The following is an 11,219-nucleotide window of genomic DNA, read 5'->3' as shown; positions in this document are numbered from 1 at the left end:
ATGTACGTGGGGACGCTGTCCTTCGACCTCCTCCTCGGCGACGTACGGTCGCTGAAGGAGAAGCGCTCCGTCGTCCGCCCGATCGTCGCCGAGCTCCAGCGGAAGTACTCCGTGAGCGCGGCCGAGGTGGAGAACATGGACCTGTACCGGCGAGCCGGTATCGGTCTCGCCGCGGTCTCCGCGGACGCGGCGCACCTGACCGACGTACTCGACCAGTGCGAACGGCTGGTCGCCGCGCGTCCCGAGGTGGAACTGCTGTCGGTCAGACGGCGTTTCCACGGCGAGGACGACTGACGACCACAGCCCAGGAAACACAGACAGGAAAGAACGGGAGACGGACCAGTGGCCGACAACGCGCGGGCGAAAAGGCTGGCGGACCTCATCCGAGAGGTGGTGGCCCAGAAGCTGCAGCGCGGGATCAAGGACCCGCGGCTCGGCTCGCACGTCACCATCACGGACACCCGCGTCACGGGTGACCTGCGGGAGGCGACCGTCTTCTACACGGTGTACGGGGACGACGAGGAGCGCAAGGCCGCGTCTGCCGGCCTGGAGAGCGCCAAGGGCATCCTGCGCTCCGAGGTCGGCAGGGCGGCCGGTGTGAAGTTCACGCCGACCCTGACCTTCGTCATGGACGCCCTTCCGGACACCGCCCGGAACATCGAGGACCTCCTCGACCGGGCGCGCCAGTCCGACGCGAAGGTGCGCGAGGTGTCCGCGGGCGCCGCGTACGCCGGTGAGGCGGACCCGTACCGCAAGCCCGGTTCCGAGGACGACGAGACGGACGACACCGCGGAATGACCGACAAGCACACCACGCCCGACGGCCTTGTCATCGTCGACAAGCCGTCGGGCTTCACTTCGCACGACGTCGTCGCCAAGATGCGGGGCATCGCCCGGACGCGGCGCGTCGGGCACGCCGGCACGCTCGACCCGATGGCGACGGGCGTCCTGGTCCTCGGCGTCGAGCGGGCGACCAAGCTCCTGGGGCACCTCGCCCTCACGGAGAAGGAGTACCTGGGCACCATCAGGCTCGGGCAGACGACGCCGACGGACGATGCCGAGGGCGAGATCACGGGGTCGCAGGACGCCTCGAAGGTCACCCGGGAGGCCATCGACGCCGCCGTCGCCAAGCTGACCGGCGACATCATGCAGGTGCCGTCCAAGGTCAGCGCCATCAAGATCAACGGCGTGCGCTCCTACAAGCGGGCGCGCGAGGGCGAGGAGTTCGACATCCCCGCCCGTCCCGTCACCGTCTCCTCCTTCACGGTGTACGACGTCCGGGACGCCGTCGCCGAGGACGGCACCCCCGTGCTGGACCTGGTGGTCTCGGTCGTCTGCTCCTCCGGCACCTACATCCGCGCCCTGGCCCGCGACCTCGGCGCCGACCTCGGTGTGGGCGGCCACCTGACCGCGCTGCGCCGCACCAGGGTCGGCCCGTACAAGCTGGACACCGCGAGGACGCTGGACCAGCTCCAGCAGGAACTGACGGTGATGCCGGTCGCCGACGCCGCGGCCGCCGCCTTCCCGCGCTGGGACGTGGATGCCAAGCGGGCCCGGCTGCTCCTCAACGGGGTGCGGCTGGAGATGCCCGACACCTACGCGGGCACCGGTGCCGTCGCCGTCTTCGACCCCGAGGGCCGCTTCCTCGCGCTCGTGGAGCAGCACCGGGGCAAGGCGAAGAGCCTGGCCGTCTTCGGCTGACCCGACGCCTCGTCAACTCCCGTCCGTGGAGCGGCGGTCACGGGGACTGCCGCTGCCGCCGCTCCACGGTCCCCCTCGGTTCCCCCACCCCTAGGTCTGTCCAACCTCCCCCTTCTGTTCACCCGTCCGGGCAGGCGCTCGGAGTGAACCGGGGGAGCGGAAGGGGGCGCGTTCGTCAGGGGATCTGTCCCGCCGATCATCGCGCGCCTACCGTCGGACGCGGCACGGATGCACGGCGGTACGGCGGGGAGGTGCGGCGATGGCGTCGCGGAACCGGTCCCGGGGGGCGGGCGGCAGCGCACGACGACTGTCCCGGAAGGACCACGAGGGGCCGTACGAGGGTACGGGGGCGGGCCCCGAGGAGGCGTTCTGTGAGGGGGAGTTCCCCGAGGGCACGCTCTCCGCGGGGGAGTTCCTCGGAGGGGCGTTCCTCGGAGGGGCGTTCCTCGGAGGGGCGTTCCTCGGAGGGGCGTTCCTCGGAGGGGCGGGCGGCCCGGCGTCGCCCGACGAGGCCGACGGCTCACGGGGGGCCTCCCGCGCCGTACACGCACCGGACGGTGCCCTGGTCCGCATTCACGATCTGGCGGGGCGTCCGCGGGGCACGGGATTCGCCGCCGACCGCCACGGCACGGTCGTCACCAGCCACGAAGCCGTCGACGGTCTGTCCCGGCTCGTGCTGCGCACCGCCGAGGACCGCCGCCGGGTCGTGGCCGCGGCCGACGTGACGCCCCTGCCCGGCCTCGGGCTGGCCCTCGTACGCGCGGAGGGGCTCGGCCTCGAACCGCTGCCCGTGGCCACGCGCGACCGGGTCGAGGCGGGTACGTACGTCGTCATCGCCGCCGGCTGCTGGCGGGAGGCCCGGGTCCTCGGCACCGCGGACGTCACCTACACGGCCACCGACCGTTTCCACCGCCTCGGCGACGCGCTGGAGCTCGCGGTCGGCATGTCCGGGCGGGACGCTCTGCGGCTGGGCGGCGGCGCGGCCGGCGGGCCGGTGCTCGACGCGGCGACCGGTGCCGTGCTCGGCGTCCTCGGCACCGCACTGGCCTCCGGCGACCGCGACGTGGGCTTCGCCGTGCCGCTGCGTCCCGTCCCCGGCCCCCTCGCCGACCTGCTCGCCGAGAACGCGGCGACGGTCCCGGCGTACGGCGCCGACCTCAATCTGGCCGGGGTGCTCGCCCTCACGGCGAGCTGCGTGGCGCAGGACGGGCCGGAGGGGCGGCACGACGGGCGCTCCGGGACGGTGGAACCGGTCGCGCGGTCCGGGCCCGCCCGCGAGTTCGCCGCGTTCACCGCACGTGCCGACGGGCCCGCCCACGTCCTGGCGCTCGTCGGAGCGCCGGGCACCGGCCGCACCACCGAGCTCGCGGCCCTCGCCGCCCGCCGCTCCCGGGGCACGTCGCCCGCGCCCACGCTGTGGCTGCGCGGCGCCGACCTGCGCGACGACGACACGTCGGTGGCCGACGCGGCCCGGCGGTCGCTGCTACGGGCGGCTCGCCTCGTGGCCGCCTCCGCGCCCGCGTCCGCCGGCCCCGGCGATGCCGCGCCGGAACGCGTCGCCCGTGTCGCCGGCTCCGCCGGGCGCCCCCTGCTCATCCTTCTCGACGGCCCCGAGGAGATGCCACCGGTCCTGGCCCACCGCCTCGCCGAGTGGACCGACGGGACGTCGACGTGGCTGCGGGAGACCGGGGCGCGGCTGGTGGTGGCGTGCCGGGAGGAGTACTGGGAGCGGGCCGGGGCGGAGTTCCCGCGGGAGCTGCTGTACGGGGCGGCGGGGGCGGCTCTCCGGGAGGCGGAGGCGCCGCCGGCGCCGTCCTGGGCGGTGGGGACGCCGTCCGGGGGGACGGGGCGGTGGCCGGGACCGGCGGTGGGCGAGGGCCGGCCGGCGCTCGAGCGGGTGCCGGGCGGAGGAGGGGGTCCGGCCCCGGCCGGACGCGCCCGGGCGGGCGCCGGGCAGGGGGACGCCGAACGGTCCGTGCGGGCCGGGGACGGCACGCGGTCCCCCGGTGGACACCGGCCGGGAACCCGGGCCGTCCCGGCGGTGACCGCCGCGGGCGCCGGCGTGGTGCTCCACGCGGACGTCGGCACGGGGCACGACCCGCTCCCGCCCTGTGTACGCCTCGGGGACCTGGGCGACGACGAGGCCGAGGAGGCCCGGGCGAGGTACGGGGTGGCGGACGGGGTCCTGTCCGACGGGGACGGGCGCCACCCGCTCACCCTCCGCCTGCTCTCCGAGGTCCAGGCTGCTCTGCCCGGCCCGCCGCCGTCCGTCCGCGTCGACCGGGACGCGGTCCTCGGCGCCCACCTCGACCTGATGTGCCTGCGCGTCGCGGCCCGGCTGGCCGCGGAGAACGGCCTGCGCGGCACCGCCGTACGCCGGCTCGCGGCGAAGGTCTCCGGGCAGGTCCACGAGGCCGCCCGGCGCAGTCTGGGGCCCGGGCAGGGAGCGCTGGACCGCGAGTCGTTCGACGCGGTGTTCCCGTGGGGCCCGGCACCCGAGCGGCTCGGCGGCGGCACCGGCTGGGCCTCGGCGGTCCTCGCGGAGGGCCTCCTCGTCCCCGCGGGCAGCGGCTACCGCTTCGCGCACGAGGAACTCGCCGACTGGATCCAGGGCAGCCACCTCGACCTGGACGAGGCCCTGCGCGTCCTCGTCCACCGGCGCCACGCCCCCCGCGACACCCACACCATCCCCGTCCCGCACCACCGCATCGGCCCCGTCACCGAGGCCCTGCTGCTCCTCGGCCGCCAGCACGGCGTCCCCCAACTCGCCCTCACCCTCGAGGAACTGGTGCAGGCGCTGGACGCCGAGCCGCACTCCTGGTGGGCCGCCCGGCTGCTCGCCGAGACCCTGACCCGCGTGCCCGACGCGACGCCGTACACGGAGGTGCTGCGCCTGCTCGCCGACGGCATCGCGGAGCGGCGCGGCGAAGGCCGTCCCGCGCCGGGGGAGTTCGGGCCCGCCTTCTGGACGGCCCTGCGGCTGCCGGAGAGCACCCGCCTCGACCTGCTGCGCCGCCTCGTCCTCGCCGACGGCCCCCCGCACGAGCCGGGCCCCCGCCACCTCGACACCGCCGCCCGGCTGCTCGCCGCCGACCCCGCGACCGTGCAGCCGCTCCTCGTCCGCTGGTTCGCCGACGAACGCCCGCTGCCCGCCACCCCGCACGCCACCGTGGCCACCGCCGCGCAGGCGCTGCTGCACACCCACCGCCACGGCGGCCTGGACCTCCTCACCGACGTGCTCGCCGACAGCACGCACCGGCGCGCCGACGAACTGCTCGCCGTCCTGGCCGAGGAGGAGCCGTCCGCCCTCTGCCGCGCCGTCGACCGCTGGGCCCGCGACGAACGCCCGGCCCGGCACACCGCTGCGGTGACCCACGGACTGCGCACCGCCCCGCACGCGCGCACCGCCGCCGACCGCACCCTGCTGCGCCATGCCGCCCTCGTCCTGCTCACCCGCCCCGCCGCCGGCCCCCTGCACTCGGGCGCCCTCGCGCTGCTCGTCCACGACCCGGGCAGCCGCGACCGGCACCTCGCGCGGGCGCTCGACCGCTTCGCCGCGGGCGACCCGTACCTGCCGCCCTCGGCGGTGGCCGCCGCCCTGCCGACCCACCCGGAACCCGTCCTCGCCGCCTTCCGCGCCCGGCTGCGCGGCCCGGACGCCGGGGAGGCCCTGCGCGCACTCGTCGACGCCACCACCCCCCACCTGGCCCGCCGGGTCGCCGCGCTGATCGGGGAGACCGTGGTGGAGCGGCCGGAGACCGCCGGGCACACGGCCGCGTACACCGACCGGCGCCTCGACCACGGCCCCGCCGCCCGTGGCGTCCTCCTCCCGCTGGTCACCGGCCTGCTGGACGGCGGGCCCGAGCCGGTGCGCGCCGCGCTGGCCGTGGTCCTCGCCTCCGACGGCGCCCCCGCCTCGGGCAGCCTCCGCCGCGAGCTGCGCGAACACCTCCTCGCCCACGAGGAGGACCCCGCCGTCCTGGACGCGCTGCTGCGCGCCGCCGCGTCCCGGGGCGACGCCGACGGCCGGCGGGCCCTCGTCCACCGCGTCGCCCACCTCCTCGCCCGCAGCCCGGACGGCGCCCGCCTCCTCGACCGCTGCCTGGTCGACCTGGCCCGGTGTCTCCCCGGCTTCGCCGACTCGGTCACCGGCTGGCTCGCGGACGCCCCCGGGGAATGGGCCGCGCTGGTCGGCCCGAGCGCGCGCCGCACGATCGAGGCCCTCGCACACACCCGCGTCCCCGTCTGACCGGGGCGCGGGGTGCACCCGGTCACAGCTCCCATGCCGATGCGGGCAAGGTGCCCACGGCATGGCACCCTTAGACCTGCATCAGAGGCTCGACTCCGACGAGTGTGCGACAAGGAGCAGACACAGTGCAGCGCTGGCGTGGCTTGGAGGACATCCCCGAGGACTGGGGGCGCAGCGTCGTCACCATCGGCTCCTACGACGGAGTCCACCGCGGACACCAGCTCATCATCGAGCACGCCGTGGACCGCGCCCGCGCGCTGGGCGTGCCCGCCGTCGTCGTCACCTTCGACCCGCACCCCAGCGAGGTCGTCCGCCCCGGCAGCCACCCGCCACTGCTCGCCCCGCACCACCGCCGCGCCGAACTCTGCGCCGACCTCGGTGTGGACGCGGTGCTGATCCTCCCGTTCACCAAGGAGTTCTCGAAGCTGTCCCCGGCCGACTTCGTGGTCAAGGTCCTGGTCGACAAGCTGCACGCCAAGGCGGTCGTCGAGGGTCCCAACTTCCGCTTCGGCCACAAGGCCGCGGGGAACGTCGACTTCCTCACCGAGCAGGGCCGCGTCTACGACTTCGAGGTCGAGGTCGTCGACCTGTACGTGTCCGGCGAGGCGGGCGGCGGCGAGCCGTTCTCCTCCACCCTGACCCGCCGTCTGGTCGCCGAGGGCGACGTCCGGGGCGCCGCCGAGATCCTGGGCCGCCCGCACCGCGTCGAGGGCGTGGTCGTACGCGGCGCCCAGCGCGGCCGCGAGCTGGGCTTCCCCACCGCCAACGTCGAGACGCTGCCGCACACCGCCATCCCCGCCGACGGCGTCTACGCCGGGTGGCTGCACGCCCAGGGCGAGGCGATGCCGGCCGCGATCTCCGTCGGCACGAACCCGCAGTTCGAGGGCACCGAGCGGACGGTGGAGGCGTACGCCATCGACCGCGTCGGCCTCGACCTGTACGGGCTGCACGTCGCCGTGGACTTCCTGGCCTTCGTCCGGGGCCAGGCGAAGTTCGACACGCTGGACGCGCTGCTCGAGCAGATGGCGGAGGACGTGCAGCAGTGCCGCGAGATCATCGCGGCGGACGACGGGCGGACGTCCTGACGGACTGGGAGCCACCGGGTCCTGCGACCCGCCGGTTCCCCTGCCCGCCGGACGGCCCGAGCCGTCAGCCCTTTGGCCTGCCGGACGCTCCGGGTGTCGTGGCTCCGGCAGGCCGGACGCCCTGGCCCGGGCGGACCCCGGCCGACCTCACGCGTCCGGAACGGCTGCCCCCGCCTCGTCCCGTACTCGTGCCAGGGCCCAGTGGCAGGCGACCTGCGCCTCGCCGCTCCCGGTGAGAATCCCCGGGTCCCGGGTCCGGCACGCGTCCGCGACGCCGGCGCGGGACGCCTCCCCGCTCGCCAGCACCTGGCAGCGCGCGTGGAAGCGGCACCCGGCGGGGACGCGGGAGGGGTCCGGAGGCTCGCCGGTGAGGACCACCGGGGTGCCGGGGGCCTCGGGCAGCACGGACAGCAGCGCCTGGGTGTACGGGTGGCGCGGAGCCGTCAGCACCCGCTCGACCTCGCCCGTCTCCACGATCCGCCCGAGGTACATCACCGCGACCCGGTCGGCGATGTTCCACGCCAGCCCCAGGTCGTGCGTGACGACCAGCGCGGACAGGCCCAGCTCGGTGCGCAGCCGCAGCAGCAGCGCGAGGATCTCGCCGCGCACCGACGCGTCGAGCGAGGCGACCGGCTCGTCGGCGACGAGCAGTTCGGGCTCCAGGACCAGCGCGCCCGCGATGACGACCCGCTGGCGCTGACCGCCGGACAGCTCGTGCGGGTAGCGCAGGAAGAAGCGCTCGGGCGGCCGCAGCCCGGCCCGGGCCAGGGCCCCGGCCACCGCCGACCGCTCGTCACCTCCGTACCCGTGGATCCGCAGCCCCTCGGCGACGGCGTCGTAGACCGTGTGCCGCGGGTTGAGCGAGCCGCTCGGGTCCTGGAGGACGAGCTGGGCCCGCTTGCGGTACGTCCTCAGCGCCCGCGAGGAGTAGTCGAGCGGGGCCCCGTCGAAGGTGACGCGGCCCGAGGTCGGCCGGACCAGGCCCAGCAGGGACCGGGCCAGCGTCGTCTTGCCGCAACCCGACTCGCCGACCAGTGCCACGATCTCGCCCGGCCGGATGTCCAGGTCCACCCCGTCCACGGCGCGGGCCGGCGGTGCGCCGCGCCGGCCGGGGAAGGTGATGCACAGGTCCTCGACGCTCAGCAGCGGTGGCGTGGTCGTCATACGGTGCGGCTCCTCACGTCTGCCTCCTCCGCGGCCGCGGATGTCCCCCCGGCCACGTGCACGCACGCCGCGCGCCGGCCCGCCCCCGCCTCGCGCAGCGCCTGGTCGGCGGTGGCGCAGACGTCCAGCGCGACGGGGCAGCGCGGGTGGAACGCGCAGCCGGACGGCACCGCCGCGGGGTCGGGCGGATCGCCCGGCAGACCGCGCGGCGCGAACCGCGAGCGCGGGTCGCCGATCCGCGGGAACGCCTCCGACAGCGCCCTGCCGTACGGGTGCAGGGCGTCCTCGTGGACCTGCCGGGCCGGGCCCTGCTCGACCACCCGGCCCGCGTACATCACCGCGAGCCGGTCGCAGGTGTCGGCGAGGACGGCGAGATCGTGGCTGATCATGATCAGGCCCACGTCCTGCTCGCTGACCAGCTCCTCGATCAGCCGCAGGATCTGGGCCTGGATCATCACGTCCAGCGCGGTGGTGGGCTCGTCGGCGACGATCAGACGCGGATCGCAGGCCAGCGCCATGGCGATCATCACGCGCTGCCGCTGGCCCCCCGACAGCTCGTGCGGGTAGGCGGACGCCCGCGCCGCCGGAAGGCCCACCTGTTCCAGCAGCTCACCGGCCCTCCTCCGCGCCGCCGCCGCAGTCGCCCTGCGGTGCAGCAGGATCGGTTCGGCGATCTGGTCGCCGACGCGGTGCACGGCGTTGAGCGAGTGCATCGCGCCCTGGAAGACGATCGACGCCCCGGCCCAGCGCACCGCCCGCACCCGGCCCCACTTCATCGTCAGCACGTCCTCCCCGTCGAGGAGGATCTCGCCGCCGACCCGGGCGCCGGCCGGCAGCAGCCGCAGCAGGGCCAGCGCCAGCGTGGACTTGCCGCAGCCGGACTCGCCCGCGAGGCCCAGCTTCTCGCCCGCGGCGAGGCTCAGGTCGACGCCCCGCACGGCGGCCGCGCCGCCCGGGTACGTCACTTCCAGGTTCCGGACGTCGAGCAGGCTCAACGGGACACCCCCAGCCTGGGGTTGAGAACGGACTCGACCGCGCGCCCGCACAGCGTGAACGCCAGCGCCACGGCCGCGATGGCGATGCCCGGCGGCACGAGGTACCACCAGTCGCCGGAGCTGACCGCCCCCGCCTCCCGCGCGTCCTGGAGCAGCCCGCCCCACGACACGACCGAGGGGTCCCCGAGCCCCAGGAAGGCCAGTGTGGCCTCGGCGAGGATCGCGGAGGAGATGATCAGCGTGGTCTGGGCGAGGATCAGCGGCATGACGTTGGGCAGCACGTGCCGGGACATGATGTGCCAGTGACCCCCACCGAGCGCCTTCGCACGCTCGATGTACGGCCGTGACTCCACCGCCAGCGTCTGCGCCCGCACCAGCCGCGCCGTGGTCGGCCAGGTGGTCACGCCGATCGCCAGCACGATCGTGCCCAGCGAACGGGACATGACGGTCGCCAGCACGATGGCGAGCACCAGCGTCGGCATCACCAGGAACCAGTCCGTGACCCGCATCAGGACGGTGGCGTACCAGCCGCGGAAGTGCCCGGCGGTGATGCCGATGAGGGCTCCGATCGCCACCGACAGCACGGCCGCGAGCAGCCCGACCAGCAGCGAGACGCGCGAGCCCCAGACCACCAGCCCGAGCAGGTTCCGCCCGAACTGGTCGGTGCCCAGGGGGAAGCGCCCGCTCGGGCTCTCCATCGGCTGCCCGGGCGCACCGGTCACGCTCTGCACGTCCGAGCCGACGGTGAGCGGAGCGGTCAGCGCGACCAGCCCGAACAGCACCAGCGCGGCGAGCCCGAACAGGCCCGCGCGGTGCCTTTGGTACTCCTTCCAGAAGCGCGCGGCGGAGGCCCGGCGGCGCCGCCACGCGAGCGTGCGCGTCCCGAGCGGCGGTGCGGTTTCGGCGGTCATCGGCCCACCCTCGGGTCGAGCAGCGGATACAGGAGGTCGGCCAGTGTGTTCATCACGATCACCGCCGAGGCGAAGACGAAGAACAGCCCCTGCACCAGCGGCAGATCGGGCACGCTCAGCGCCTGGTAGAACAGCCCGCCGAGTCCCGGCCAGGAGAAGACCGTCTCGACCAGGATGACGCCGGCGACGGTCCGGCCGAGGTTGACGAAGATCAGCGTCACGGTGGGCAGCAGCGCGTTCGGTACGGCGTGCCGGCGCCGTACGAGGTCGTCCCTGAGCCCCTTGGCGCGGGCCGTGGTCAGATAGTCGCCGCCCATCTCGTCCAGCAGCGCCGACCGGGTGACCAGCAGCGTCTGCCCGTACTCCACGGCGACCAGCGTCAGCACCGGCAGGACGAGATGGTGGGCGACGTCGACGGCGTACGCCAAGCCCTGCTCGCCGCCTGACTCCATGCCCCCGGTCGGGAACAGCCCCGGTACCGGACCGGCGCCGACCGACAGCACGATGATGAGCAGCAGGCCCAGCCAGAAGGACGGGACGGAGTACAGCGTCAGCGCCAGCCCGGTGCCGAGGCGGTCGCCGAGCCGGCCGTGCCGCCACGCGGAGCGGGTGCCGAGGAAGATCCCCAGGGCCGTGTAGAGCACGAAGGCCGTGCCGGTGAGCAGCAGCGTGTTCGGCAGCGCCTCGGTGATCTTGTCCACGACGGGCCCGTGGAACTGGTACGACGTCCCCAGGTCACCGGTCAGCGCCTTGCCGCAGTACTGCGTGAACTGCTGCCACACCGGCAGATCGAGCCCGAACTCCCGCCGGTACGCGGCGATCTGCTCCGCGGACACCGGACGGCCGCCGGTCATGAACTTCACCGGGTCGCCGGGGATCAGCCGGAAGAGGAAGAAACTGGTGACGAGGACGGCGAACAGCGAGACGGCCGCACCGGCCAGCTTGCCCGCCCCGTAGCGCAGATACGCCGTCACCGCACCCGGCCGTGACCCGCGCCGCGCCCCGGCCGGCCCGGAGGTGCCGGGGCCGGCCGGGTCCTCGCCCTTGAGGAGGGAGGAGGTCGCTTCCGTGGTCATGGGCACCCGCACGCGGCCGTGAGGGTGGGGACGACCCCG

At 75.2% G+C, this 11,219-nt stretch carries 9 protein-coding genes; 5 read left to right on the top strand and 4 right to left on the bottom strand.

From position 1 onward, the window contains the following. The 5 genes from ACH499_RS19920 to ACH499_RS19900 all read left to right on the top strand — a co-directional run bounded on the left by ACH499_RS19920 (position 1) and on the right by ACH499_RS19900 (position 7,034). The gene (locus ACH499_RS19920; protein WP_356200885.1) at positions 1–294 is read left to right on the top strand and encodes a DUF503 domain-containing protein; all 294 of its coding nucleotides are present in this window, start codon (positions 1–3) and stop codon (positions 292–294) included. Positions 295–342: 48 nt separating this feature from the next. Beyond that, positions 343–798 (top strand): 30S ribosome-binding factor RbfA, encoded by a 456-nt coding sequence (rbfA, locus tag ACH499_RS19915; RefSeq protein WP_356200887.1) that lies wholly within the window; start codon positions 343–345, stop codon positions 796–798. Next, positions 795–1,700 (top strand): tRNA pseudouridine(55) synthase TruB, encoded by a 906-nt coding sequence (gene truB, locus ACH499_RS19910; RefSeq protein WP_399017270.1) that lies wholly within the window; start codon positions 795–797, stop codon positions 1,698–1,700. The genes rbfA and truB overlap by 4 nt, the downstream gene beginning before the upstream one ends. A 259-nt stretch (positions 1,701–1,959) precedes the next feature. After that, positions 1,960–5,949: a trypsin-like peptidase domain-containing protein gene (locus ACH499_RS19905; RefSeq protein WP_399017268.1), complete on the top strand. Its 3,990-nt coding sequence runs from the start codon at positions 1,960–1,962 to the stop codon at positions 5,947–5,949. Positions 5,950–6,074: 125 nt separating this feature from the next. Further along, positions 6,075–7,034 carry a bifunctional riboflavin kinase/FAD synthetase gene (locus tag ACH499_RS19900; RefSeq protein ID WP_356200892.1) on the top strand — a complete coding sequence of 320 codons (960 nt, stop codon included), beginning with the start codon at positions 6,075–6,077 and terminating at the stop codon, positions 7,032–7,034. Between the two features lie 147 nt (positions 7,035–7,181). On the opposite strand, the gene ACH499_RS19895 is transcribed toward ACH499_RS19900, so the two are convergent. Genes ACH499_RS19895 through ACH499_RS19880 form a run of 4 tightly spaced genes read right to left on the bottom strand, consistent with a single transcriptional unit; the run spans position 7,182 to position 11,180 of the window. Next, positions 7,182–8,198: an oligopeptide/dipeptide ABC transporter ATP-binding protein gene (locus ACH499_RS19895; RefSeq protein ID WP_399017265.1), complete on the bottom strand. Its 1,017-nt coding sequence runs from the start codon at positions 8,196–8,198 to the stop codon at positions 7,182–7,184. Then, entirely contained in the window at positions 8,195–9,193 is a 999-nt protein-coding gene (locus tag ACH499_RS19890; protein WP_399017263.1) for an ABC transporter ATP-binding protein, read from the bottom strand. Before ACH499_RS19890 ends, ACH499_RS19895 begins: the two co-directional genes overlap by 4 nt. After that, the gene (locus tag ACH499_RS19885) at positions 9,190–10,104 is read right to left on the bottom strand and encodes an ABC transporter permease (RefSeq protein WP_399017261.1); all 915 of its coding nucleotides are present in this window, start codon (positions 10,102–10,104) and stop codon (positions 9,190–9,192) included. The genes ACH499_RS19890 and ACH499_RS19885 overlap by 4 nt, the downstream gene beginning before the upstream one ends. Beyond that, positions 10,101–11,180, bottom strand: a complete 1,080-nt coding sequence (locus ACH499_RS19880) for an ABC transporter permease (protein WP_399017259.1) — start codon at positions 11,178–11,180, stop codon at positions 10,101–10,103. Before ACH499_RS19880 ends, ACH499_RS19885 begins: the two co-directional genes overlap by 4 nt. Positions 11,181–11,219: the final 39 nt, after the last annotated feature.

The organism is Streptomyces sp. NPDC018947 (assembly GCF_044390505.1).
In the GTDB taxonomy this organism is placed as follows: domain Bacteria; phylum Actinomycetota; class Actinomycetes; order Streptomycetales; family Streptomycetaceae; genus Streptomyces.
Note: the sequence above shows the minus strand (reverse complement) of the source record. Positions and strands in the feature narration are given on the sequence as shown.

Coding starts and splice junctions, on each gene's coding strand:
- ACH499_RS19920 (WP_356200885.1), top strand. CDS start 1: ATGTACGTGGGGACGCTGTCCTTCGACCTCCTCCTCGGCGACGTACGG.
- truB (WP_399017270.1), top strand. CDS start 795: ATGACCGACAAGCACACCACGCCCGACGGCCTTGTCATCGTCGACAAG.
- ACH499_RS19905 (WP_399017268.1), top strand. CDS start 1,960: ATGGCGTCGCGGAACCGGTCCCGGGGGGCGGGCGGCAGCGCACGACGA.
- ACH499_RS19895 (WP_399017265.1), bottom strand. CDS start 8,198: ATGACGACCACGCCACCGCTGCTGAGCGTCGAGGACCTGTGCATCACC.
- ACH499_RS19885 (WP_399017261.1), bottom strand. CDS start 10,104: ATGACCGCCGAAACCGCACCGCCGCTCGGGACGCGCACGCTCGCGTGG.
- ACH499_RS19880 (WP_399017259.1), bottom strand. CDS start 11,180: ATGACCACGGAAGCGACCTCCTCCCTCCTCAAGGGCGAGGACCCGGCC.